Source organism: Agrococcus sp. ARC_14 (assembly GCF_022436485.1).
GTDB lineage: Bacteria > Actinomycetota > Actinomycetes > Actinomycetales > Microbacteriaceae > Agrococcus.
In genome coordinates, this window is record NZ_JAKUDO010000001.1 from 832,129 (window position 1) to 856,348 (window position 24,220).

At 69.9% G+C, this 24,220-nt stretch carries 24 protein-coding genes, 3 tRNA genes and 1 pseudogene; 21 read left to right on the forward strand and 7 right to left on the reverse strand.

The genetic code is table 11. The features are described 5' to 3' along the window. Nucleotides 1–47: 47 nt before the first annotated feature. From MKD51_RS04225 to MKD51_RS04260, 8 genes are all read left to right on the forward strand, one after another. Complete coding sequence (locus MKD51_RS04225; protein WP_240238513.1) at nt 48–1,307, forward strand: maltose ABC transporter substrate-binding protein; 1,260 nt, start codon at nt 48–50, stop codon at nt 1,305–1,307. Between the two features lie 106 nt (nt 1,308–1,413). Then, nucleotides 1,414–3,009 carry an ABC transporter permease subunit gene (locus tag MKD51_RS04230; protein ID WP_240238515.1) on the forward strand — a complete coding sequence of 532 codons (1,596 nt, stop codon included), beginning with the start codon at nt 1,414–1,416 and terminating at the stop codon, nt 3,007–3,009. A gap of 83 nt (nt 3,010–3,092) precedes the next feature. After that, on the forward strand, nt 3,093–3,947 hold the full coding sequence (locus MKD51_RS04235; protein WP_240240820.1) for a sugar ABC transporter permease: 855 nt from the start codon (nt 3,093–3,095) through the stop codon (nt 3,945–3,947). Between the two features lie 79 nt (nt 3,948–4,026). Beyond that, the gene (locus MKD51_RS04240; protein ID WP_240238517.1) at nt 4,027–5,559 is read left to right on the forward strand and encodes a sodium-dependent transporter; all 1,533 of its coding nucleotides are present in this window, start codon (nt 4,027–4,029) and stop codon (nt 5,557–5,559) included. After that, entirely contained in the window at nt 5,556–5,684 is a 129-nt protein-coding gene (locus tag MKD51_RS04245; protein ID WP_240238519.1) for a methionine/alanine import family NSS transporter small subunit, read from the forward strand. Before MKD51_RS04240 ends, MKD51_RS04245 begins: the two co-directional genes overlap by 4 nt. A gap of 118 nt (nt 5,685–5,802) precedes the next feature. Beyond that, nucleotides 5,803–6,144 carry a DUF485 domain-containing protein gene (locus tag MKD51_RS04250; protein WP_240238521.1) on the forward strand — a complete coding sequence of 114 codons (342 nt, stop codon included), beginning with the start codon at nt 5,803–5,805 and terminating at the stop codon, nt 6,142–6,144. Continuing rightward, complete coding sequence (locus MKD51_RS04255) at nt 6,144–7,724, forward strand: cation acetate symporter (protein ID WP_240238523.1); 1,581 nt, start codon at nt 6,144–6,146, stop codon at nt 7,722–7,724. Before MKD51_RS04250 ends, MKD51_RS04255 begins: the two co-directional genes overlap by 1 nt. Nucleotides 7,725–7,848: 124 nt before the next feature. Beyond that, on the forward strand, nt 7,849–9,816 hold the full coding sequence (locus MKD51_RS04260; protein ID WP_240238525.1) for an alpha-amylase family glycosyl hydrolase: 1,968 nt from the start codon (nt 7,849–7,851) through the stop codon (nt 9,814–9,816). Between the two features lie 81 nt (nt 9,817–9,897). On the opposite strand, the gene MKD51_RS04265 is transcribed toward MKD51_RS04260, so the two are convergent. Together MKD51_RS04265 and MKD51_RS04270 are read right to left on the reverse strand one after the other, a co-directional pair. After that, nucleotides 9,898–10,899: a DUF1731 domain-containing protein gene (locus MKD51_RS04265; RefSeq protein ID WP_240238527.1), complete on the reverse strand. Its 1,002-nt coding sequence runs from the start codon at nt 10,897–10,899 to the stop codon at nt 9,898–9,900. A 97-nt stretch (nt 10,900–10,996) separates the two neighbouring features. After that, nucleotides 10,997–11,917, reverse strand: coding sequence for an EamA family transporter (locus MKD51_RS04270; RefSeq protein WP_240238534.1), 921 nt, complete (start codon nt 11,915–11,917; stop codon nt 10,997–10,999). A 72-nt stretch (nt 11,918–11,989) separates the two neighbouring features. On the opposite strand from MKD51_RS04270, the gene MKD51_RS04275 reads away from it, so the two are divergent. From MKD51_RS04275 to MKD51_RS04310, 8 genes are all read left to right on the forward strand, one after another. Then, the gene (locus tag MKD51_RS04275) at nt 11,990–12,901 is read left to right on the forward strand and encodes a LysR family transcriptional regulator (protein WP_240238536.1); all 912 of its coding nucleotides are present in this window, start codon (nt 11,990–11,992) and stop codon (nt 12,899–12,901) included. 58 nt (nt 12,902–12,959) lie between these two features. Further along, a tRNA-Thr gene (locus MKD51_RS04280) sits at nt 12,960–13,031 on the forward strand. 38 nt (nt 13,032–13,069) lie between these two features. Continuing rightward, nucleotides 13,070–13,143 (forward strand) — tRNA-Met (locus tag MKD51_RS04285). A 78-nt stretch (nt 13,144–13,221) separates the two neighbouring features. After that, entirely contained in the window at nt 13,222–13,668 is a 447-nt protein-coding gene (locus tag MKD51_RS04290) for a MaoC family dehydratase N-terminal domain-containing protein (RefSeq protein WP_240238538.1), read from the forward strand. Further along, on the forward strand, nt 13,668–14,084 hold the full coding sequence (locus MKD51_RS04295; RefSeq protein WP_240238540.1) for a MaoC/PaaZ C-terminal domain-containing protein: 417 nt from the start codon (nt 13,668–13,670) through the stop codon (nt 14,082–14,084). The genes MKD51_RS04290 and MKD51_RS04295 overlap by 1 nt, the downstream gene beginning before the upstream one ends. 14 nt (nt 14,085–14,098) lie before the next feature. Then, on the forward strand, nt 14,099–15,289 hold the full coding sequence (locus MKD51_RS04300) for a UDP-N-acetylmuramate dehydrogenase (protein ID WP_240238542.1): 1,191 nt from the start codon (nt 14,099–14,101) through the stop codon (nt 15,287–15,289). Between the two features lie 175 nt (nt 15,290–15,464). Further along, nucleotides 15,465–15,905: a VOC family protein gene (locus MKD51_RS04305; protein ID WP_240238544.1), complete on the forward strand. Its 441-nt coding sequence runs from the start codon at nt 15,465–15,467 to the stop codon at nt 15,903–15,905. Between the two features lie 43 nt (nt 15,906–15,948). Then, nucleotides 15,949–16,413: an SRPBCC domain-containing protein gene (locus tag MKD51_RS04310; RefSeq protein WP_240238545.1), complete on the forward strand. Its 465-nt coding sequence runs from the start codon at nt 15,949–15,951 to the stop codon at nt 16,411–16,413. A gap of 150 nt (nt 16,414–16,563) precedes the next feature. Here the strand turns inward: MKD51_RS04310 and MKD51_RS04315 are convergent, their stop codons facing one another. Genes MKD51_RS04315 through MKD51_RS04335 form a run of 5 tightly spaced genes read right to left on the reverse strand, consistent with a single transcriptional unit; the run spans nt 16,564 to nt 21,337 of the window. Next, nucleotides 16,564–17,178: a response regulator transcription factor gene (locus tag MKD51_RS04315; RefSeq protein WP_240238547.1), complete on the reverse strand. Its 615-nt coding sequence runs from the start codon at nt 17,176–17,178 to the stop codon at nt 16,564–16,566. Continuing rightward, a complete protein-coding gene (locus MKD51_RS04320; protein ID WP_240238549.1) occupies nt 17,175–18,335 on the reverse strand; it encodes a sensor histidine kinase in 1,161 nt (386 codons plus the stop codon). The genes MKD51_RS04315 and MKD51_RS04320 overlap by 4 nt, the downstream gene beginning before the upstream one ends. Beyond that, on the reverse strand, nt 18,332–19,186 hold the full coding sequence (locus tag MKD51_RS04325) for an ABC transporter permease (RefSeq protein WP_240238551.1): 855 nt from the start codon (nt 19,184–19,186) through the stop codon (nt 18,332–18,334). Before MKD51_RS04325 ends, MKD51_RS04320 begins: the two co-directional genes overlap by 4 nt. Then, nucleotides 19,183–20,088 (reverse strand): ABC transporter ATP-binding protein, encoded by a 906-nt coding sequence (locus MKD51_RS04330; protein ID WP_240238553.1) that lies wholly within the window; start codon nt 20,086–20,088, stop codon nt 19,183–19,185. Before MKD51_RS04330 ends, MKD51_RS04325 begins: the two co-directional genes overlap by 4 nt. A gap of 55 nt (nt 20,089–20,143) precedes the next feature. Further along, entirely contained in the window at nt 20,144–21,337 is a 1,194-nt protein-coding gene (locus tag MKD51_RS04335; RefSeq protein ID WP_240238554.1) for a pyridoxal phosphate-dependent aminotransferase, read from the reverse strand. Nucleotides 21,338–21,678: 341 nt separating this feature from the next. Here MKD51_RS04335 and MKD51_RS04340 point away from each other — a divergent pair. The 5 genes and pseudogenes from MKD51_RS04340 (at nt 21,679) to rplA (ending at nt 24,110) form a co-directional block, all read left to right on the forward strand. Beyond that, nucleotides 21,679–21,751: transfer RNA gene (locus MKD51_RS04340), tRNA-Trp, on the forward strand. A gap of 68 nt (nt 21,752–21,819) precedes the next feature. Continuing rightward, nucleotides 21,820–22,089 (forward strand): preprotein translocase subunit SecE, encoded by a 270-nt coding sequence (secE, locus tag MKD51_RS04345; RefSeq protein WP_240238555.1) that lies wholly within the window; start codon nt 21,820–21,822, stop codon nt 22,087–22,089. Nucleotides 22,090–22,161: 72 nt separating this feature from the next. Further along, a pseudogene (gene nusG / locus MKD51_RS04350) lies at nt 22,162–22,815 on the forward strand (transcription termination/antitermination protein NusG); the annotation flags it as partial. Nucleotides 22,816–22,890: 75 nt separating this feature from the next. Then, nucleotides 22,891–23,322, forward strand: a complete 432-nt coding sequence (rplK, locus tag MKD51_RS04355; RefSeq protein WP_240238557.1) for a 50S ribosomal protein L11 — start codon at nt 22,891–22,893, stop codon at nt 23,320–23,322. Between the two features lie 95 nt (nt 23,323–23,417). Further along, nucleotides 23,418–24,110, forward strand: coding sequence for a 50S ribosomal protein L1 (gene rplA, locus MKD51_RS04360; RefSeq protein WP_240238559.1), 693 nt, complete (start codon nt 23,418–23,420; stop codon nt 24,108–24,110). The last annotated feature ends 110 nt before the right edge of the window (nt 24,111–24,220 follow it).

A 24,220-nucleotide genomic window follows, 5' to 3' on the forward strand; every position in this document is an offset into this window, starting at 1 on the left:
GCCGACGCTCGTCGGGGGAGTGCCCCTGACAGCTGAGAGAAGGCACCATGAAGCACAGCAGCCTCATGAAGGCGGCCGGAGTCGGCGCACTCGCGCTGACGCTGGCGGCCTGCGCGGGCGGAGGCACGCCCGCACCCACCAGCAGCGGCGAGTCCGAGGCCCCGCAGGGCGGCGGCGAGCTCGTCATCTGGATGGACGAGAACCGCGCGACGGCCCTCGAGGGCGTCATCGCAGCCTTCGAGGAGGAGACCGGCACCACCGTCGAGGTGGTCGTGAAGGACTTCGGCGCCATCCGCGACGACCTCACCACCCAGGCGCCGTCCGGCGAGGGCCCCGATGTCGTCCTCGGCGCCCATGACTGGATCGGCAAGCTGGTGCAGAACGGTGTCATCTCGCCGGTCGAGCTCGGCGATCTCGCCGGCGACTTCGAGGACGTCTCGATCCAGGCCATGACCTACGACGGCTCGGTCTACGGCGTTCCGGTCTCGATCGAGAATCTCGCGCTCGTGCGCAACACCGATCTCGCTCCCGACGCGCCCGCCACCTGGGATGACCTCGTCTCCACCGGTCAGGCCGCTGTCGAGTCCGGCGAGGCGGAGTTCCCGCTGCTCGTCGGCATCGACCCGAACAACTCCGACCCGTTCCACCTGTACCCGATGCAGGCCTCGTTCGGCGGCCCGGTGTTCGGGCTGAACGACGATGGCTCCTACAACCCCGACGACCTGCAGCTCGGCAACGAGGGCAACGTGGCCTTCGCCGGCGCGCTCGCGGAGTGGGGCCAGTCCGGCCTCATCAACCTGAACATCTCGCAGGACATCGCCAAGGAGCAGTTCGCGAACGGCGCCTCGCCGTACACGATCACCGGTCCGTGGAACCTCACCGCCTTCCAGGAGGCCGGTGTGAACTACGCGATCAGCGAGATCCCTTCGGCGGGCGGCCAGCCTGCCACGCCGTTCGTGGGCGTGCAGGGCTTCTTCGTCTCCGAGTACGCGAACAACCCGATCGTCGCCGCGCAGTTCCTCACCGAGTACGTCGCCGGTGAGGAGGCCCAGTCGGCCATCTTCGAGTCCGGCCAGCGCGCTCCGGCGCTCTCCAGCGCCTTCGAGGCTGCGCAGTCGAACGAGGATGTCGCAGCCTTCGGCGCTGTCGGCGCCACGGGCGTGCCGATGCCGAACATCCCCGAGATGGATGCGCTGTGGGCAGACTGGGGCACCACCGAGGCGCAGATCATCAGCGGTGACGCTGCGGATCCTGCCGCCGCCTGGACGGCGATGGCCGACAAGATCCAGAGCACGCTCGACGGCTGATCCCTGTGACGCGGCGGTCGGCTCCTCGCGGGGCCGACCGCCGCATCCGCCGCATGACACCCCGCCTGCAACGCAGGCAATCCCGCATCGCCCGCCAGGAGCCCGAGTGACGACGACGTCGACCCCAGAGCGCAGGATCGCCCCGAAGCGGGGCATCATGCACCAGCCGCCCAGCGCGCGATCGATGCTGGTGAAGATCGCCCTGCTCGCGATCGTCGACGCGATCGCCGTGTTCGCGATGACCATCCTGTTCTTCCAGGAGAGCTGGCTGGTGCTGGTGATCCTGGGAGCGGTGACGCTGCTGGTCAACGTCATCTACCTCTCGCCAGGGCTGCTGCCCGCGAAGTACCTCACACCCGGCCTGATCTTCCTGGCCGTGTTCCAGATCTTCGTCGTCCTCTACTCCTGCTACATCGCCTTCACCAACTACGGCGACGGCCACAACTCCACCAAGGACGACGCGATCTCGGCGCTGGTGTCGCAGAACACCCAGCGCATCGAGGGCTCGCCCGTCTACCAGGTGCAGGTCGTCGAGGGTGCTGGCGGTCTCGGTCTGCTCGCCACCTCGCCAGAGGGCGAGGTGCTCGTCGGCACCGCCGAGGATGCACTCGCACCGGTCGACCCGGGGGCGGTCACGCAGGACGGCCCGCGCGCGACGGCCCTCGAGGGCTGGACGAGCCTGTCGATGCAGGATGTGCTGCAGCGGCAGCAGGAGATCACCGCGCTGCAGGTGCCGCTCGAGGACGATCTCTCTGCCGGGTTCCTGCGCACCTCGAACGCGATCCAGGCATTCGTGTTCCAGTCGAACTTCGTCTACGACGAGGCCGCGGACACCATGACCGACACGGAGGCGGGCACCGTCTACCGCGATCTCGGCAACGGGCAGTTCGAGACGGAGGACGGCGAGGTGCTCGGCACCGGCTGGCAGATCCTCGTCGGCTTCGAGAACTTCCTCTACCCGTTCCAGAACCCGAAGTACGGCGAGGCGCTGCTGGGGGTCACGCTCTGGACCTTCGCGTTCGCGATCCTCTCGGTCGGTCTCGCGTTCGTGCTCGGCCTGTTCCTCGCGCTCACCCTGAACGATCCGAGGATGCGATCGCGCAAGGTCTACCGAACGCTGTCGATCCTGCCGTACGCGTTCCCGTCGTTCCTGTCGGCGCTCGTCTGGCTCGGCCTGCTGAACACCGAGTTCGGCTTCGTGAACGAGGCGCTGTTCGGCTCGGCGAACATCCCATGGCTCACCGACCCCTGGCTGGCGAAGGTGTCGGTGCTGATCGTCAACGTCTGGCTCGGCTTCCCCTACATGTTCCTCATCTGCATGGGCGCCCTGCAGTCGATCCCCGAGGAGCTCACGGAGGCGGCGACGGTCGATGGCGCCAGCCCGTGGCAGGTGTTCGGCAGCATCAAGTTCCCGCTGCTGCTCGTGTCGACGGCGCCGCTGCTGATCTCCTCGTTCGCCTTCAACTTCAACAACTTCAACACGATCTACCTGCTGACGCGAGGCGGGCCCAGGATCGCAGGGGTCGATGAGAACGTCGGCCACACCGACCTGCTCATCACGCTCGTCTACAAGACCGCGTTCGAGGCGGGCACCCGTGACTACGGCCTCGCCTCGGCGCTGTCGATCCTGATCTTCCTGATCGTCGCGACTGTCTCGGCGGTCGCGTTCTCGCGGACCAAGGCGCTAGAGGAGCTCAACTGATGAGCACGGAGATCGATCCCATGGCGATCCACCCGGAGTCCGTCGGCAAGCCGGGCAAGCCGGCTGTCGCCCGGCAGCCCCGGATGCGCTTCGGCAAGTGGCTGCGCGTGCTCGGCTGGCGGCACCTCGTCGGCATCGCGATCGTGATCTTCGCGATCTTCCCGCTCGTCTACGTGCTGAGCGCATCGCTGAACCCCGGCGGCACGCTCACCGGCTCCAACCAGCTGTTCCGCGCCTTCTCGATCGACAACTACGTGCAGCTGCTGAGCGACTCGCGCCGCCCCTACGGCGCCTGGTTCGGCAACACGCTGATCGTCGGCATCGTGACCTCGCTCGGCACCGTGCTGCTCGGCGCGCTCGCCGCCTACGCGTTCTCGCGGATGCGGTTCACCGGTCGCAGGCAGGGTCTCTTCGGCCTGATCCTGGTGCAGATGTTCCCGCAGCTGCTGGCCGTCGTGGCGATCTACGCGCTCATGCGGGGCATCAGCGAGGTCTTCCCCGCTGTCGGCCTCGACACCCTCATCGGCCTGATCATGATCTACCTCGGCGGCGCCCTGGGCGTGAACACCTACCTGATGTACGGCTTCTTCAACACGGTGCCCGCCTCGATCGACGAGGCGGCGAAGATCGACGGCGCGGGGCACGCCCGCATCTTCTTCACCATCATCCTGCCGCTGGTGGCGCCCATCCTCGCCGTCATCGGGCTGCTGTCGTTCATCGGCACGACCAACGACTTCCTGCTCGCGTCGGTCATCCTCAGCAGTCCAGACAAGCTGACGCTCGCGGTCGGCCTGTTCCGCTACGTCTCCGAGGAGACGAACACGAACTACCCGGTCTTCGCGGCTGGGGCCGTGCTCGCAGCCATCCCCGTCATGGCCCTGTTCCTCTATCTGCAGAAGTACATCGTCAGCGGGCTGACGGCCGGCGCCGTCAAGTAGCGCCTCTCCAGCAGCACGCTGGCTGTGGCAGGGTGGGGCCGTCCTCGATTGCACCGGCGCGACCGGAGGAAGGCCCGCCATGACCGTCTCCAAGGCACCCATCGACCGCGGTCGGTTCTCGAACAAGACCGTGTTCATCATGGCCGCGATCGGCTCGGCGGTCGGGCTCGGCAACATCTGGCGCTTCCCCTACGTCGCCTATGAGGGCGGCGGCGGCGCGTTCATCCTGCCCTACCTCATCGCGCTGCTCGTCGCCGGCATCCCGCTGCTGCTGCTCGACTATGCGGTCGGGCATTCGCAGCGCGGCTCCGCGCCGCTCTCGTTCGCGCGGCTGTCGCGCAAGCTCGAGTTCATCGGATGGTGGCAGGTCTCGATCTGCGTCGTGATCGCCGTCTACTACGCGGCGATCCTCGCGTGGTCGTCGCAGTACATCGGCTTCTCGTTCACACAGGCATGGGGCGACGACCCCGAGGCGTTCTTCTTCGGCGAGTTCCTGCGCGCCGCCGACAACACCATCACGCTCGACTTCGTGCCCGCCGTGCTCATCCCCATGGTCATCATCTGGCTCGTCACGATCGTGGTGATGGCCCTCGGGGTGCAGCGCGGCATCGGCGCGACCGCGGTCATCTTCATCCCGGTGCTGCTCGTCGCCTTCGGTGTGCTCGTCGTGCAGGCGCTCACGCTCCCGGGAGCGATCGACGGCCTGCAGACGCTGTTCGCGCCCAACTGGGCGGCACTCGCCGACCCGGCCGTCTGGGCGAGCGCCTTCGGGCAGATCTTCTTCTCGCTCTCGGTGGGCTTCGGCATCATGATCACCTACGCCTCCTATGTCGGCAGGAAGATCGACATGACGGGCTCGGCCTTCGTGGTCGGCTTCGCCAACTCCGGCTTCGAGCTGCTCGCGGGCATCGGCGTCTTCAGCGCACTCGGCTTCCTCGCGCAGGCCTCTGGCGCAGCGGTCGCCGACGTCGTCGCAGGCGGCATCGGGCTCGCGTTCGTCGCCTTCCCTGCGATCATCTCGCAAGCGCCCTTCGGCGCCCTGCTGGGCGTGCTGTTCTTCACCTCGCTCGTGCTCGCCGGCTTCACGTCGCTCGTGAGCATCCTCGAGGTGGTGATCTCGGCTGTGCGCGACAAGCTCGAGCTCGGGCGCTTGCGGGCGACGCTGATCGTGACCGTGCCGCTCGCGACGATGAGCATCCTGTTGTTCTCCACCACCAGCGGCATCCTGGTGCTCGACATCGCCGACTACTTCATCAACCGCTTCGGCATCCTGCTGGCCGCATTCGTCGCGATGCTCGCCGTCGGCTGGGGCGTCCGTCGCGTGCCCGCGTTCGCCGAGCACATGAGTCGCTTCGGATCGATCAGGCTGGGCCGCTGGTGGGTCGTGCTCATCATGGTGATCACGCCGGTGCTGCTGCTGCTCATGCTGGTGCTCGAGATGATCACCGCGATCTCGACGCCCTACGAGGGCTACCCGACGTGGATGCTCGGCATCTTCGGCTGGGGTGTGGCGGGCGCGGCGCTCGCCGCCGGGGTGCTGCTGTCGATCCCGAAGTGGAAGGCGACGACGCCCCTCGAGGCGCCGGAGCACGATGAGGAGGTGGTCCGATGACGGGCGGAGCGATTGCGATGATGGTCGTCGCCATGGTCGTCCTGTGGGGCGGGCTCGCGGCGGCGATCGTGAGCCTCGTGCGATTCAAGGGGCAGGAGCCGAGCGAGTCGATGCGCGACCTCTGACTCCGGCGGATGTCGCACTGAGGAAATCCTGAGTCCGCGCTGAGGATGCGGATAGGATCGCGACACTTCAACGTTGAAGCAGGCGCGACATGAGCGTCTGGGAATGGGAGTGCACCACATGCCGGATTCCACCTCAGTCGCCGAGCACAGCATCGCGATGCAGCGCTCGCCGGAGTTCCAGCGGCTCCGACGAACGTTCATGACCTTCATCCTCCCGATGACGATCGTCTTCCTCGCCTGGTATCTCGCCTACGTGCTCATCGCGAGCTTCGCGCCCGACTTCTTCGCGACCCGGCTGGGGCAGAGCTACTTCACCGTCGGGCTGCTGTTCGGCCTCGGCCAGTTCGTCTCGACCTTCGCACTCACGATGCTCTACAGCCGCTGGGCCAATCGCGTCTACGACCCCGCCGCAGATCCGCTCGCCGCCCAGATGGAGCGCGCGACGGGGGGTGCGCTCTGATGCCTCAGGAGATCAATCCAGTCATCAACATGATCGTGTTCGCGGCCTTCGTCGCGCTCACGCTCGTGATCGTCTTCCGCGTCTCGCGCAGGAAGGCCACCGAGAACGAGTTCTATGCCGCCGGCCGATCCTTCTCCGGCAGGCAGAACGGCATCGCCATCGCGGGCGACTACCTCTCGGCAGCGAGCTTCCTCGGCATCTGCGGGGCGATCGCGGTGGCCGGCTACGACGGGTTCCTCTACTCGATCGGCTTCCTGGTCGCCTGGCTCGTCGCCCTGCTGCTGGTCGCCGAGCTGCTGCGCAACACGGGCCGCTTCACCATGGCCGACGTGCTGAGCTTCCGTCTCAAGCAGCGCCCCGTGCGCATGGCTGCGGCGCTCGCGACGCTCGCGGTGTGCTTCTTCTACCTGGTCGCGCAGATGGCCGGGGCAGGCGGCCTCGTCGCGCTGCTCATGGGCTTCGACGACCCGGCCGCGACATCGATCACCATCGCCGTCGTCGGTGTGCTGATGATCGTGTACGTCATCTTCGGCGGCATGAAGGGCACCACCTGGGTGCAGATCATCAAGGCTGTGCTCCTCATCGCGGGCGCGGCCATCATGACCCTGATGGTGCTGATCGTCGTGCGCTTCGACTTCAACGAGCTGCTGCGGCTGGCCGTGGAGGCCTCGCCGGAGGGCGAGGCGATCCTGGCTCCCGGGCTGCGCTACACGAACCCGATCGACTTCATCTCGCTCGGGCTCGCGCTCGTGCTCGGCACCGCAGGCCTGCCGCATGTGCTGATGCGCTTCTACACGGTGCCATCGGCGAAGGAGGCCCGTCGCAGCGTGGTCTGGGCGATCTGGCTGATCGGCATCTTCTACCTGTTCACGCTCGTGCTGGGCTTCGGCGCAGGTGCGCTGGTCGGCCCGGAGGTGCTCGCCAACGCCCCCGGCGGCGAGAACGCTGCCGCACCGCTGCTCGCGCTCGCGCTCGGCGGGCCGATCCTGATGGCGATCATCTCGGCGGTCGCCTTCGCGACCATCCTGGCGGTCGTCGCCGGGCTCGCGATCACGGCGGCGACCTCGTTCGCGCACGACATCTACGGCTCCATCATCAAGAAGGGCGACACGAAGCCAGGCGCAGAGGTGAAGGTGGCGCGCTACACGGTGGTCGTGATCGGCGTCATCGCCATCCTCGGCGGCATCGTCGCGCAGAACCAGAACGTCGCCTTCCTGGTGGCGCTCGCGTTCGCCGTGGCCGCCAGCGCCAACCTGCCGACCATCCTCTACTCGCTGTTCTGGCGGCGGTTCAACTCCGGCGGCGCGCTGTGGTCGATGTATGGCGGGCTCATCTCGTGCGTCGTGCTCATCATCTTCTCGCCGGCCGTCTCTGGCGGCCCGAAGTCGATGTTCCCGGATGCCGACTGGTCGATCTTCCCGCTCGCGAACCCCGGGATCGTCTCGATCCCGCTCGCGTTCATCCTGGGCATCATCGGCACCTACGTGTCGAAGCCCGAGGCCGACCATGACGCGAAGCAGGCCGAGATGGAGGTGCGCTCCTTCACCGGCGCCGGCTCGGAGAAGGCCACCGAGCACTGACGCCGCGGCGGCGCCCTGGCGCGCCCCGAGAGCACCCCCTGACGCCGAGCTTCCCGAGCGCGTGCGGATCGCCCGAGATCCGCACCGTTTCGGGAAGCTCGGCGTCGTGACTTAGCGTTGTCGCGTGCTCCAGCCTCACCACGACGGTTCTGCCCTCCACGTCTCCACCCTGTCGCCTGCGCTGGGTGAGACTGTCAAGGTGCGCCTGCGCATCCCCGTCGCCCACGATGCCCCGCTCGAGGTGCTCGTGCGCTCGAACCCCGATCGCGAGCCGTTCTTCAACAAGGCGCTGCACATCGGCACGGCCGGCGCCTACCACTGGTGGGAGGCCGAGATCCGGGTGGCGAACCCCGTGCATCGCTACCGCTGGCTCGTGCACTACGCCTCCGGCCACACCGATTGGATCAACCAGGAGGGCGTGCACCCGATCGAGACCCGCGATGACGCCGACTTCGCGCTCGTGGCGCATCCGGCGCCGCCGGCGTGGGCGACGGATGCGGTGCTCTACCAGGTGTTCCCGGACAGGTTCGCGCGGTCGGAGCAGGCCGATCTGCACCCGACGCCGGCGTGGGCTCATGCGAGCGCGTGGGACGAGCCCGTGATCGGCTCGGGCGACGGCGTCTCGTCCCAGCTCTACGGCGGTGACCTGCCGGGCGTCGAGGCACATCTGGATCACCTCGTCGACCTGGGGGCCACGGTGCTCTACCTGACCCCCGTCTTCCCGGGGGCGTCGAACCACCGGTACAACGCATCCACCTTCGACGTCGTCGATCCGCTGCTCGGCGGCGACGAGGCGCTCATCTCCCTCGTCGAGGCGGCGCATGCGCGCGGCTTGAAGGTGATGGGGGATCTGACCAGCAACCACACCGGCGACACCCACGCCTGGTTCCAGGCGGCGCAGGCGTCCGAGGCAGCGCCGGAGCGCGCGTTCTACTACTTCCACGACGGCGGCACCTACGCCTCGTGGCTCGGGCACGGCTCGTTGCCGAAGCTCAACTGGAACTCGCAGGAGCTGCGCGATCGCTTCATCGAGGGCCCGGACTCGGTGGTCGGCCGGTGGCTTCGCCCGCCCTTCTCGTTCGACGGCTGGCGCATCGACGTGGCCAACATGACCGGCCGCTACGAGACCGACGACCTGAACGCCGAGGTGCGCCAGATCATCCGCAGGACGATGATCGACATCAACCCCGACACGCTGCTGCTGGGGGAGTCGACGAACGACGCGACGGATGACTTCCAGGGCGACGCGTGGCACGGCGCGATGACCTACGCGAACTTCACGCGGCCGGTGTGGGGCTGGCTGTCCGTGCCGGGCTCTGCGGCCTTCGGCGGCCTCGGCATGGCGCGCTCGGTCATTCCCTCCTACTCGGGTGTCGAGCTGCACGCGCAGCACCAGCGCTTCATCGCCGGCATCCCGTGGCGCACGCGGCTGCACAACATGAACGCGCTCGACACGCACGACACCCCGCGCTTCCTCACCAACGCGCTGCCGGGCGCGGTGCCGGTCGCGCTCGGCATGGCCGTGTCGCTGCCGGGCATCCCGGTGGTGTGGTCGGGCGACGAGCTCGGCCTCACGGGCGTGAACGGCGAGGACTCCCGCACGCCCATGCCGTGGGACACCCTCGACGAGCACGCCGACTCCATCGCGCTGCACCGCGAGCTGCTCGCGCTGCGTGCGGAGCAGCCCGCGCTCCGGGGCGGTGGGATGCGCTGGCTCCACGTGGGCGAGGAGGTGCTCGTCTGGGTGCGCGAGGCCAAGGCGTCGAGCGTGCTGTGCGTGGCGGCCCGCGGCTTCTACGACGTGGTGATCGAGGAGGGCGACCTGTGGCGCATCGGTGAGCCGCAGCGGCTCTTCGGCGATGGCGGCGTCGAGGTCTTCGGCGAGACCGGGCTGCGGCTGACCGGCTCAGGGCCGGCCTTCGCCGCGTGGTCGCTGCCCGGCATCGAGGCGCCGCGCGCCGACCGCGACGAGGAGCTCGAGCAGCGAACGCTGCTTGATGAGAACGCCTCGCAGGATGCCGCGCTCGCGCACGGCGAGGCGGTCGCCCCGACGCTCACGGCCGCATGGAGCAAGGACACGCTCGAGGGGTGAGCTCCACGGTGATCGAGCAGGCGGCAGAGCCGCCGTATCGAGATCCTGGCGCTACGCCGCCTCGATACGTGCCCGCGGGCGCTACTCGACGGGCGCCCGAAGCCGCGCCCAGATCGCCCGCAGCGCCCAGTCGAGCCGCGGATGCTGGAAGGCGAAGCCGGTCTGCAAGAGCTTCCCGGGCGACACCCAGCGGCTCTTGAGCACCAGCTCGCTCTCGGTGCGCAGCGCCCACATCGCAGGCTCCAGCACGAAGCGCGGCGCCGGCAGTCCGAACGGCATGCCCACCGTCTGCCGCAGCAGCGCCATCAGCTGCCGATTCGTCACCGCCTGCGGGGCGGCGAGGTTGACCGGCCCGACGAGCTCGGGCGTTGCCTCGATGTGCCGCACCGCGCCGACCGCGTCATCGATGTGGATCCAGGAGAAGCGCTGCCGGCCGTGCGTCGCCCGCCCGGTGCTGGGCGCCGCAGCCTCTGCCGTGCCGCGATCGGCAGCGAGCCCGCGGTAGCGCTCGTGCTTGAACCACGGCCCGTCGAGCTGCGGGCCGCCCAGTCCCAGTCGCGCGAGCCGGAACAGCAGCTGCGTCGCCTCGCCGTCGTGCCCCAGCGTGATCGTGGTGCGCAGCGCCACCCTGCGGGTCGCGGGGGTGTCGGCCGCCTCGAGCTCGCGCTCCCACGCTCGCGCGACGTCCTCCGAGAAGCCCTGCTGGCTCGTCGGATCCGACTCCGTGTGGGCGCGCTCCGTGGAGTGCGCGTAGGCCGTCGCGGTCGATGCGTTCAGCCACACGGGCGGTGGCGTGGCCACCCGCGCGAGCGCCGTGCCCAGCTCGCGCGTCGTCTCCACGCGCGAGCGCAGGATCTCTGCCCGAGTGGCGTCGCCGTAGCGGGCGTGCACCGGCTTGCCTGCCAGGTTGATGACGAGCCCTGCACCGTCGACCAGCCGTGCGATGCCGTCGGTGTCGCCCCACGCCGCATCTGCCGAGGGCCCTCGACCGACGGTGCGCACGGTGCGCCCGTCGCGTCGCATGGCGGCGGTGAGGTGCCGGCCCATGAAACCGCTTGCTCCTGCGATCACGACGTCTGTCACGGTGACCTCCCGGAAGTGCGTTGGCGGCACCGACGATCCGCGATCGCCGGGCTGCCTGCACGCTACCGTCCCGATCTCGGCGCGACATGGCGGGTGCTCACGGTGCGTGCGCGGTGTGCGGCTCGACCTCCGCAGCCGCGCGGCCCCGCATCGCCGGCAGCGCGCCGGAGCCGAGCAGCACGCCCAGCACCACGGTCACGGCGCCCGCGATCTCGACACCGTCGAGCGTCTCGCCGAGCACGACCCATGCCGCCAGCAGGCCGACGACCGGCACGAGCATCGAGAAGGGCGCCACCCGCGCTGCCGGATGCCGGCTGAGCAGCCAGGTCCAGATGCCGCTGCCGACGACGGTGCCGAGCAGGATCGTGTAGGCGAGCCCGCCGATGGCCAGCAGGCCCGTCGGCGTCGCGAGGCCGACGAACGACTGCGCGATGCGCGCGGGCCCCTCGACCCAGAGCGAGACCACGAGCATCGGGAGCACCGGCACCACCGACATCCACAGTGCCAGGTGCAGCGGCTTCGAGGGCTTGGCAAGGCGGCTCGAGAGGTTGCCGAGCGCCCAGCCGAGCGCGCCGAGCAGCGTGAGCAGGAAGGGGCCGAGCGCGGCGGTGCCGAGCTGCTGCACGCCGATCACGGTGAGGCCCGCGACGGCGAGCAGGATGCCTGCCACCTGTCCGCGGTCGAGCCGCTCGCGCAGGAGCGTCGAGCCGAGCACCACCGTGAACGGAGCCGATGCCTGGAGCACGAGCGACGCGAGCCCGGTCGGCATGCCGGTCGCCATCGCCCAGTAGAGGAAGAGGAACTGCAGCGTGCCGAACCCGAGCCCATAGCCGATCAGCCAGCGCAGCGGCACGTCGGGCCGTGGCACCAGCAGCATCGTCGGCACCGCGATGAGCGCGAAGCGCAGCGCGACCAGGAAGAACGGCGGAAACTGCTCGAGCGAGAGATGGATGGCCAGGAAGTTCAGGCCCCACAGGACGGCCACCAGCACGCCCAGCAGTCGCTCACGAGTCGTCATGCCACGAGACGAGCACCGCGGCATCGTGCAGCACAAGCGATCAATCGTGGAGGCACTGTGTAGCGTTGCTGCATGGAGCTCCGCGACCTCGCGCTGCTGCGCGAGCTGGACGAGCGCGGCAGCCTCGCCGCCGTGGCGCGTGCGAGCCACGTGACGCCCTCCGCGGTGTCACAGCGCATCCGCCTGCTCGAGCGATCAGTGGGTCTCGCGCTGACGGAGCCCGTCGGTCGCGGTGTGCGACTCACGGAGGCGGGGCGGATGCTGGCGGCCGGTGCCATCGAGGTGGCTGCGGTCGTGGCGCAGGTCGAAGCGCGGCTGGGGGCCTTCCGCGACGGCGTCAGCGGCAGGATCGACATCGCGGTCCTCCCGAGCGCGGGTGTCGTGCTGCTTCCCGCGCTCATCGCCGAGCTCGACGGAGCCGTGGAGCTGCGCGTGCACGACCACGACGTGCCAGAGGCCGACTACGCGTCACTCGCCCGCGACCATGACCTCGTGATCGGCCACCGGATGACCCCGTCGCCGCCACCCGGCTGGCGCGGCCTGCGCGTCGTCGACCTGCTGCGAGAGCCGATCGACATCGCTGTGCCTGCTGCGCATCCGCTCGCCGCTGCCTCCGCGGTGCGCCCGGCGGACATCGCAGGGCTCCGCTGGATCGGCGTGCCGGAGGGCTTCCCCTTCGACGACCTGCGGATCGCCGTCGAGGCGGCAGCGGGGGAGCCGTTCGTGATCATGCAGCGCGTGCGCGACAACCGGCTCGTCGAGGCGCTCGTCGCTGCGGGTCACGGCATCGGCATGCTGCCGCGCCTCAGCACGCGGCCCGGCGGCGGCATCGCCCTGCTGCCGCTCGCCGGAGTGCCGACCGGCCGCACCGTGAGCGCGCTCGCCCGCCGCGACGTCGCCGAGCGCGCCGTCGTGCGCCACACGATCGAGGCGCTGGAGCGGTGCGCCGCGGCCATCGCCGGTGCCGATCCGCTCGGCGGATGAGGGGTCGCGAGCAGGGCCCCGCGCGGTGGTACGATATTTCGGTTGCCTGCAGGGCATCGCCCCGATAGCTCAGCGGTAGAGCACTTCCATGGTAAGGAAGGGGTCGCGAGTTCGATCCTCGCTCGGGGCTCGCGTTCGCTTGATGCTTCGTGCTTGGGCGAGCGTTCTGGCGGGGTAGCTCAGTTGGTGAGAGCGCACGACTCATAATCGTGAGGTCGCGGGTTCGAACCCCGCCCTCGCTACCGTCAGGAGAGGCCCGGTCCCAGACCGGGCCTCTTGTCGTTCCCGGGCTCGGCCGCGTCCCTCGCTAGGCTGAGCGGGTGCCAGTGAATCCCGAGCTGCAGGGCAGGCAGTACCCGCCCACGGCCCCCTACCTCGTCGGCCGCGAGAAGGTGCGCGAGTTCGCCCGCGCGGTACAGGCGACGCACGCAGAGCACCACGACGTCGAAGCTGCGCGCGCCGCCGGCCACGCCGACCTCGTCGCGCCGCCCACCTTCCCGATCGTCGTCCAGGAGCTCACGCTGCAGCAGCTGCTCGGCGACGAGAGCGCCGGCGTCGACTTCACGCGGGTCGTGCACGGCGACCAGCGGTTCACGGCCACCCGCCCCATCGTGGCGGGCGACGAGCTCACCGCGCAGCTGACGGTCACGAGCGTCAAGTCGCTCGGCGGCAACGCCATGGTCACGAGCGAGAGCGTCATCACGGATGCGTCGGGCGGCCACGTCGTCACGGCCACGTCGACGCTCGTGGTGCGAGGAGACGTCTGATGAGCGCACAGCTGAGCAGCCTCGAGGTCGGGCAGGTCGTCGCAGAGCGCGACCTCACCTTCACGCGCGATTCGCTCGTGCGGTACGCCGGCGCGTCCGGCGACTTCAACCCCATCCACTATCGCGACGACATCGCCGCCTCCGTCGGACTGCCGGGCGTGCTCGCGCACGGCATGCTCACGATGGGCGCCGCCGTGCAGCCGGTCGTCGACTGGGCAGGGCCCTCGCGAATCCTCGACTACCAGGTGCGCTTCACACGCCCCGTCGTGGTCGACCCCGAGGCCGGCGCTGCGCTGCACGTCGTCGCGAAGGTCGGTCTGCTCGGCGAAGGCACTGCGCGCATCGACCTCACCGTCTCCGTCGACGAGCGCACCGTGCTGGGCAAGGCGCAGGTCATCGTCGCGACCGACCGGTGAGCGCGGAGCAGTCGGTGGGTGCAGCGCAGCCGGTGAGCGCCGAGCAGCTGGGCCCGCGAACGCTTGCCGAGGCGACCACCATGCGCGTCGGTGGCGAGGTCGCGACCTGGGTCGAGGCGACCACGCGCGAGCAGATCGCCGCCGCCTATGCCGAGGCGATCGCCGACGACTTCACGCCGCTCCTGCTGCTGGGCGGCGGCTCCAACACGGTCGCGGCGAGCGCGCCATTCGACGGCACCGTCCTGCACATCGCGACCCGCGGCATCCGCGCCCTGCCCATCGCTGCGCGACCCCACCGCCCCGCCGGCGAGGAGCCGCCCAGCGACGACTCGGTGGTGCTGCGCGTCGAGGCCGGCGAGGGGTGGGATGCGCTGGTCGCCCAGACCGTCGCCGACGGCCTGGCGGGACTCGAGGCGCTCAGCGGCATCCCGGGCTCCGTCGGGGCGGCGCCGATCCAGAACATCGGCGCCTATGGCCAGGAGGTCGCCGCCACGCTGCTGGGCGTCGAGCTGCTCGAGCAGGACACGCTCGAGGTGCGGCAGGTGCCCGCCTCGGAGCTGCGGCTGGGGTATCGCGACTCGGCGATCAAGCGCGGCCTGCTCTCCGGGGTGGTGCTCTCGGTCGACCTGCGGCTGCGGCGCTCGACGGATGGGCGCAGCCAGCCGGTGGCCTACCAGCAGCTCGCGACCGCGCTCGGGGTGGATCTCGGCACCCGCGTGCCGCTCGAGGACGTGCGCGCCACGGTGCTCGAGCTGCGGCGCTCGAAGGGCATGGTGCTCTCGGCCGACCCCGACTCGGTGAGCGCCGGATCGTTCTTCACGAACCCGATGGTCTCCGCCCGCTTCGCCAAGCAGCTGCCGCAGGAGGCGCCGCGCTGGTCGGTGTCGCCGCAGCTCTCGGCGACCGTGCTGCCGCTCGACGCCGACACTCCCGCGATCGACGCCGTGCCCTCGCTCGACCGGCCGGTGCCGCAGGTGAAGCTCTCTGCTGCGTGGCTCATCGAGCAGGCCGGCATCGAGCGCGGCTTCGCCCTGCCAGGCTCGCGCGCGGCGATCTCGTCCAAGCACACGCTCGCGATCACGAACCGCGGCGGCGCGACGGGCGAGCAGGTCGCCGAGCTCGCCCGCTTCGTGCAGGCGCGCGTCGAGAACCAGTTCGGCGTGCACCTGGTGCCGGAGCCCGTGCTGGTCGGCCTGCCGCTCTAGCCTCGCTGGCCCGCGCCCGCTGCCCGATACGCGGCAGCCACTGCGCACAACGCAAGCCCTGAGGCGCCGATCCGTGACCGCGGGGCCGGAGTCGCCGCATCCGCCCACCACCTGCGTCGGTGGGCTTGCGTTGTGCGCCGGGAATCGCCGGTGCCGCGCCCGCGTTGCCGAGACCATGGCAGATGCACCGAAGCAGCTCAGGCTCGTCGTCGAGGTCGACGACATCGACGCGGCGCTCGCGTTCTACCGCGACGCGCTCGGGCTCCCGGAGGTCGCCGCCTTCGAGGGCGAGGGCGATGCGCGCGTCGCGATCCTCGAGGCAGGGCGCGCCACCCTCGAGCTCGCGAACCCCGCGCAGAAGCGCATGATCGACCGGGTGGAGGCGGGCGGCCAGCCGAGCCCGCGCATCCGCATCGCCTTCGAGGTCGACGACGCTGCGGGCGTCACACAGCGGCTCGAGGCGGCCGGCGCCACGCTCGTGGCGGCGCCGATCGAGACGCCGTGGCGCTCGCTCAACTCGCGGCTCGACGCTCCCGCCGAGCTGCAGCTGACGATCTTCCAGGAGCTCGACGGCGAGGAGCGCTTCGTCGGCGGAACCGCGTCCGCCGGCGGTTGATCGCCAGCGGCGCGCATGGGAGAGTCGTCTCTTGGGGGACACCATGGATGAGCACGACACCGCACAGGCTGGCACCGACGAGACTGCGCCGATCGAGCACGAGCTCGACATCGCCGTGAGCCGTGCCCGCGCCTGGGACGCCTACGTGCACGGCATGAGCGAGTGGTGGCACCCCGGCTGGACCAGCTTCGGCACCGGCCTCGACCGCATCGAGGTCGAGCCGCATCCTGGCGGCCGCATCCTCGAGCATCACCGGGATGGCGACGAGCACGTGTGGGGCGAGGTGGTGGATGCCGTGCCGGGCGAGCGCTTCTCCCACACGTTCCGGCTCTCCCACGGCGGCGACGCCACGATCGTGACGCTCGAGTTCGACGATCTGCCGCACGGCGGCACGCGCGTGCGCTTCTCGCACTCCGGCTGGAACGAGTCGAACGCGGAGGGGCGCCGCAAGCACGCCGACTGGCCCATGCTGCTCGAGCGCTACCGCACCTACGCCCAGCACGTGTGAGTCCGGAGGGGGCAATGCGCGCAGCGCGTTGACGCCGGAGGACTCAAGGTCGCGCGCTGGAGCTCATGCGCAGGCCCTTTCGGGCCTGCGCGCGACGCCAGCGCCGTGGCCCGTCTCGGGTCACGGACGGCCGATTGCCGCTCGAAGGCCTCACACCAGCCCCCGCTCCAGCGCCACCGCCACCGCGCTCGTCCGATCGCGCACTCCCAGCTTCGCGAAGATCGCCTGCACGTGCGACTTCACGGTGGCCTCGCCGATGAACAGCGCCCTGCCGATCGCCGCGTTGGTCGAGCCCTGCCTCATCAGCGCGAGCACCTCCCGCTCCCGCGCTGACAGCGCGATCGCCGGGGTCCGCTGCCGCCCGGCCAGCGCCCGCGCGACGCTCGGCGCCATCGCGCGCTCGCCCCGCGCCGCCGCGCGGATGGCCGCGAAGATCTCGAGCGGCGGTGCCGCCTTCAGGAGGTAGCCGGTCGCGCCGGCCTCAGTCGCGGCGAGGATGTCGGCGTCGGTGTCGTAGGTCGTGAGGATGAGCACGTGCGTGCCCTCGAGCGCTGCGAGGATGCGTCGCGTCGCCTCGGCGCCGCCGACACCAGGCATGCGCAGGTCCGTGAGCACGACATCCGGCCGCTCTTCAAGCGCGAGGAGCACGAGTGCCTCGCCGTCTGCCGCCTGACCGACGACCTCGATGTCGCTCGCCTCGGCCAGCAGCGCCACGAGTCCGCCCCGGACCACGGGGTGGTCGTCGGCCACCACGACCCGGATCATGCCGCGCCCGCCTCGGCGAGCCGCGCCGTCACCGTCGTGCCCGCCGGGGAGGAGTCGATCTGCAGGCTGCCGCCCGCGAGGGCCATCCGCTCGTCGAGCCCCTGGAGGCCGAGGCCGCGGGTGAGCGATGCCCGGTCGAAGCCGCGCCCGTCGTCGGCGACGCGCAGGACGACGCCCGACGCATCCGTCGTCATCGTCACCGTCGCGCCGGTGGCCGCCGCGTGCTTGCGCACGTTGGCGAGCGCCTCCTGCGCGGTGCGCAGCAGCGCCACCTCGACGTCGACGGGCAGCTCGACCGGCGCCGCCGACACCGTGACCGCGATGCCCGTCTCGGCCTGGAAGCGGGCGCCGAGGCGCTCGAGCGCGACCGGCAGGCCGGCATCGAGTCCCACGCCGCCGTGCGCGGCGACCAGGCCGCGCACCTCGGCGAGCGCGCCCTGCGCGAGCTGCTCGATCGCTCGCAGGCTGTCGAGGTCGGGCTTGCCCCGCTGCGCGAGCATGGCGATGCCCGCGAGGTCCTGCGCGATCGTGTCGTGCAGGTCGCGGGCGATGCGGGCGCGCTCTGCGGCCGTCGCGTGCTCGCCGCTCAGCCGCGCGATCGACGCCTGCGCCTGCTCGAGCGCGACGATGAGGCGCTCGCGCTCCGTGTTGGCGCGGGCGAGGCCCGAGATCCAGATGCCGATGAGCATGCTGAATCCGAACCCCAGCACCTGCACCGTGACGAGCAGCCAGACCGACCCGCCATCCGCGACGAAGGCGGCGAGCACTGCGGCGAACAGGCCGAGGTTCGCGATCACCGCGCGGCGGAAGCTCGTGACCGATGCGAGCCAGATGAGCGGTGCCGCGAGCCCCTGCGCCGCGCCCAGCGGACCGAAGCCGTAGGCCGCGATGGCCGCCCCGGTGATCGCCACGAGCTGGAAGGCGACGCTCGGCTGCTCCGTGCGCAGCACTCGCCGGCCGAAGGCGAGGTAGGCGCCGGAGATGAGCAGCACGCCGGTGACGCCGAGCGCGATCCCCATCGGATCGCCCGCGAAGCACGCGATGACCAGCAGCACGACCGTGCCGACGGTGACGATCGCGTCCCAGATGCGGGGGTCGTCGGTGGGCGGGGGCCGGAGCGGCGCATCCGTCATCGTCGCCCCTCCCGCGTCGGTCAACCGCGCTTGATCCAGCGGAACGTCACCGCTGCCACCACGCTACCCACGACCGCCCAGATGCCCAGCACGATCGCGACCATCGGCAGGTTCCAGGCCTCGCCGACCTCGAGGTGGCGCGCGATGTCGGGCAGCAGCGCGGCGCGGAAGCCGTGCCCGACCCAGGCGAGCGGGAAGACGTTCGCGATCGACTGCAGCCATTCGGGCAGGATCGTGAACGGCAGGAAGATGCCCGAGATGAACTGCAGCGCGAGCGCCACCGGGATGACGACGGCGGAGGCGGAGTTCACGGAGCGCGGCAGCTGCGCGATCACGACGCCCAGCACTGCGAAGCAGACGAGCGCGGCGAAGAACACCCACGCGAGCGTCAGCCAGCGCGCGGGCTCGCTCGGCAGCTCGATGCCGAAGGCGAAGCGTGCGACGAGCAGCAGCAGCGCCGCCTGCACGAGCGAGGTGATGATCAGCTGCCCGAGCTTGCCGATGAAGTAGGCGAGCACCGGCAGCGGCGTGGCAGCGAGCCGCTGCAGCGTGCCGTCGTTGCGCTCCACCGCGATCTCGATGCCGAGGTTCTGCACGCCAGAGAGGAAGACGCCGGCGGCGAGCATCGCGGGCAGGTAGAGGTGCGGCTGCGTGACCGTCTGTCCGTCGATCTCGAGCAGCGGGTCGAGGGCGCTGAAGGCGCTCGCGAAGATCACGAACAGCAGCACCGGGAACAGGAACGTGAAGACCATCGCGTCGCTGCGCCGCACGTACTGCAGCAGCTCGACGCGGATGCGGTCGATGGCGCAGCGCACGGTGTGACCCGAGCGGATGCCCTGGCGCGCGACCGCGGGAGGGGTGGCGTGGGCGGTCATGCTGCGACCTCCTCGGTCTCGGTGCTGCGTCGGGGCTGCTCGTCGCGCCCGCCGTCAGGCGGCTCGGCCTCCGCCGCGCCGATCAGCTCGAGGTAGACGTCCTCGAGGGAGGGGCGCACGATCTCGAGGTCCTCGGGCTCGCCGGTCAGCTCCCGCACCACAGACGCGGGCTCGAGCGTGCGCACCTCGTGGCGACCCGAGGCATCCGACCACCGCACGATCGGCGTGCGCGCCTCGGCGCCGCCGATCGCCCCGACGCGGTCGAGCGCCAGCAGCCGACCGCCCGCGATGATGCCCGCGCGGTCGGCGAGCTGCTCGGCCTCGTCGAGGTAGTGCGTGGTGAGCAGGATGGTCGTGCCGTCGTCCGCGACGTCGCGGATGAGCTGCCAGAACTGCCGGCGCGCCTGCGGGTCGAAGCCGGTGGTGGGCTCGTCCAGGAAGAGCACCTCGGGGCGGCCGATGATGCCGAGCGCGACGTCGACGCGGCGCTGCTGGCCGCCGGAGAGCTTGCCGACGCGCCGCTTCGCGTGCTCGGTGAGGCCGACTGCTGCGATCGTCTCGTCGACGTCGCGAGCGTTGGGGAAGATGCGGGCGAAGTGCGTGAGGATCTCGCGCACGGTGAGCATGCCTGCCTGCCCGGTGGACTGCAGCACGACGCCGATGCGGCTGCGCCAGGCGCGGTCGCCCTTGCGGGGATCGATGCCGAGGACGCGGGCGCTGCCGCCGGTGGGGGTGCGGAAGCCCTCGAGCATCTCGACGGTCGTCGACTTGCCGGCACCGTTCGGGCCGAGCAGCGCGAAGGTCTCGCCGCGCTCGATCTCGAACGAGACGTCGTCGACGACGGTGCGATCGCCGTAGCGCTTGCTGAGGCCGTCGACGACGACCGCCGGTGCTGTGCTCATGCCCCCAGGCTGGCCCGCCCCGGACCCGCCCGCATCCACCGATCGGTGGGGAGGCTCAGGCCGCGAAGAGCCGCTGCAGCCGCTGCACGCCCTCGAGCAGCGCGTCGTCGGCGAGCGCGTACGAGAAGCGCAGGTAGCCGGATGGGCCGAAGGCCTCGCCGGGCACCGCCGCGACCTCGGCCTGCTCCAGCATGAGGTCGGCGAGCTCGAGGCTCGACGTGGGCGTCACCCCGCCCCACTCCTTGCCCAGCAGCCCCGACACATCCGCATAGACGTAGAAGGCGCCCTTCGGCGTCGGCACCGAGAAGCCGGGGATCTTCGAGAGCTCGCCGATGATCGTCTGGCGGCGGCGGTCGAAAGCCGTGAGCATCTCGCCGACGGCATCCTGCGGCCCGTTGAGCGCCTCGACGGCGCCCAGTTGCGCCACATTGTTCACGTTGCTCGTCAGATGCGACTGCAGGTTGCTCGCGGCCTTGATGACATCGGCCGGCCCGACCATCCAGCCCACGCGCCAGCCCGTCATCGCGTAGGTCTTCGCGACACCGTTCACGAGGATGGTGCGGTCGGCGATCGCCGGCAATGCCTCGACGATCGAGGTGGCGCGCTCGCCGTCGTAGACGAGGTTCTGATAGATCTCATCGGCGATCACCCACAGGCCGTTCGCCTCGGCCCACTCCGCGATCTCACGGACGTGCTCGGCCGGGTAGACGGCGCCCGTCGGGTTCGAGGGGCTCACCATCAGCAGCACCTTGGTGCGCGCGGTCCGGGCGGCCTCGAGCTGGTCGACCGTGACGAGGTAGCCCTGGTCGGCGCCGGCGAAGACGTCGACCTGCCTCGCACCGGTGAGCGCGATCGCCTCCGGGTAGGTGGTCCAGTAGGGCGTCGGCACGAGCACCTCGTCGCCCGGGTCGAGGATCGTCTGGAACGCCTGGTAGACCGACTGCTTGCCGCCATTGGTGACGAGCACCTGGCTCGGCTCGACCGCGAGGCCCGAGTCGCGCAGCGTCTTCGCGGCGACCGCCTCGCGCAGCTCCGGCAGCCCCGCCGCAGGCGTGTATCGGTAGTTCTTCGGGTCGGTGAGCGCGCGCTGCGCGGCCTCAACGATGTTCGCTGGAGTGGCGAAGTTCGGCTCGCCCGCGGCGTACGAGATGACGTCGCGCCCGGCAGCCTTGAGAGCCTTGGCCTTCCCATCGACCTTGAGGGTGGCGGATTCGTTGATCGCGGCGATGCGCGCGGAGATGCGGTTCACGGCACCAAGCCTACGGCGGCCCGGATGCGCCGCGCAGGGTGTGATCAGCGCTCGACGAGCACCCCGTCCTCTTCCGCCCAGAGCCCTGCACCTGCGCGGACTGCGACGCCGCCGTCGATCACGAGCAGCTGCGTCTCGAGCGACTGCAGCTCGTCGCCACGCCCGTCCTACAGGTCAGCGGTGCTGGTCATGATGCAACGGTCGCGATCGACGCGCCGTGCGGCCCGGTGGTGAAGTGGACAGGGGCGTGCGAGTCGAAGTATGCTGTCTCCTTGGTGGTTGACGACTGCCATGCTGTCGCGTGCCCTCGGGCTCACGATCGTATGGGGCACCACCAGCCCAGGGCGGTGGCTCAATTGGTAGAGCAGCGGTCTCCAAAACCGCAGGTTGCAGGTTCGAGTCCTGTCCGCCCTGCTCGAGGCTCCTGCATGGGAGCCTGACGGGCTCCGGCACTCGCCGGGCCGATATGACGAAGGGTCACCGTGGCTGAGAACGCGATCGAGGAGGCACCCCGCTCACGCGAGGGAGCCTCTCGCAACCCGTTCGCGCGTCTGGTCGCCTTCCTCAAGGAAGTGCTGGTCGAGCTCCGCAAGGTCGTCACACCGACGCGCAAGGAGTTGATCCGCTACACGCTCGTCGTGCTCGTGTTCGTCGTGTTCATGATGCTCCTCGTGTCGGGTCTCGACCTCCTGTTCGGCTCCTTCGTCGGCTGGATGTTCGGCGACCTGCCGCTCTTCGGCCTCGTCGGCTGAGCCCGATCCAAGACGTGAAGGAGAAGGTGGACTGTGTCTGACGTCAATGACCTCGACATCGAGCTGAACAAGGCGCTCGACGACCTCGTCCCTGCCGACGAGCAGCCGGCAGAGCCGACGGAAGATCCCTACGAGGACTTCAAGCGCGAGCTGCGCATGAAGCCGGGCCGCTGGTTCGTCATCCACTCGTACGCGGGCTACGAGAAGAAGGTCAAGGCCAACATCGCCTCGCGTGCCGAGAACATGCAGGTCGACGGCATCTACGAGATCCAGGTCCCCACCGAGGATGTCCTGGAGACGAAGAACGGCCAGGCCAAGCGCGTCAATCGCGTGCGCGTCCCCGGCTACGTGCTCGTCCGCATGGAGCTCGACGAGGACACCTGGTCGATCGTGCGTCACACGCCCGGCGTCACCGGCTTCGTCGGCAACGCCCACAACCCCGCGCCGCTGCGCTTCGACGAGGCCTTCACGATGCTGAAGCCCATCGCCGACGAGCAGCTCGCCGAGCAGCAGAAGGCGATGCCAGACCACAAGCCCGCGCAGCTCACGGTGGAGGTCGACTTCGAGGTCGGCGAGACCATCACGATCACCGAGGGCTCGTTCGCGGGCTTCCCCGGCACGATCTCCGAGATCCAGCCGGCGAGCCGCAAGCTCACCGTGCTCGTCAGCCTGTTCGAGCGCGAGACTCCTGTGGAGCTCGGCTTTGGCCAGGTCAGCAAGCTCTAGCCCCCACGTGGGCTGGATGCGGTCCAGGGCTCCACACGTGAGCCCGCGACCGCGATACACCAAGAAGGAAGAGACATGGCACCCAAGAAGAAGGTCACGGGTCTGATCAAGCTGCAGATCCAGGCCGGCGCCGCCAACCCCGCTCCGCCGGTCGGTCCGGCGCTCGGTCAGCACGGCGTCAACATCATGGAGTTCTGCAAGGCGTACAACGCTGCCACCGAGAACCAGCGCGGCAACGTCGTCCCGGTCGAGATCACTGTCTACGAGGACCGCTCGTTCGACTTCGTGCTCAAGACCCCGCCTGCTGCTGAGCTCATCAAGAAGGCAGCTGGCGTCAAGAAGGGCTCCGGCGTTCCTCACACGACGAAGGTCGGCAAGCTGACGCAGGCGCAGGTCGAGGAGATCGCGCAGCAGAAGATGCCCGACCTCAACGCCAACGACCTCGCAGGCGCTGCGAAGATCGTCGCCGGCACTGCCCGTTCCATGGGCATCACCGTCGAGGGCTGACCTCGACGCTGCGTTCGCGCAGACCCGAGCCGCACGGCTCACCAGTGGAAGCGCCGGCCAGGCGCGCACCGCGCACTCTGAACAAGGAGACACACATGGCACAGAAGTCCAAGGCCTACAAGGCCGCAGCGGCGAAGATCGACGCTGACAAGTCCTACACGGCCGTCGACGCGGTCGCGCTCGCTCGCGAGACGGGTTCGGCGAAGACCGACTCGACCGTCGAGGTCGCGCTCAAGCTCGGCGTCGACCCGCGCAAGGCAGACCAGATGGTCCGCGGTACCGTTTCTCTTCCTCACGGCACCGGCAAGACCGCTCGCGTCATCGTCTTCGCGCAGGGCCCCGCTGCTGAGGCAGCCATCGCCGCAGGCGCCGACGAGGTGGGCTCCGACGAGCTCATCGAGAAGGTGGCAGGCGGCTGGACGAACTTCGACGCAGCCGTCGCGAGCCCTGAGCTCATGGGCAAGGTCGGCCGTCTCGGCAAGGTGCTCGGCCCGCGCGGCCTGATGCCGAACCCGAAGACCGGCACCGTCACCCCGAACGTCGCGCAGGCCGTGACCGACATCAAGGGCGGCCGCATCGAGTTCCGCGTCGACAAGCACTCGAACGTGCACTTCATCGTCGGCAAGGCCTCGTTCTCGGCCGAGCAGCTCGGTGACAACGTCACGGCCGCGCTTGACGAGATCGTGCGCCTCAAGCCGTCCTCGTCCAAGGGCCGCTACGTGCTGAAGGCCACGGTCTCGACCACCTTCGGCCCCGGCATCCCGGTGGACGTCACCACCATCGGCTGAGATCCGTCTCGCTCGAATGCCCCGCTTCGGCGGGGCATTCGTCGTTTCACCAGATGTTCACCTGCTCTCGCTTGACCAGTGCGCAAAGTTCCGATTGGCTCAGACGCGGT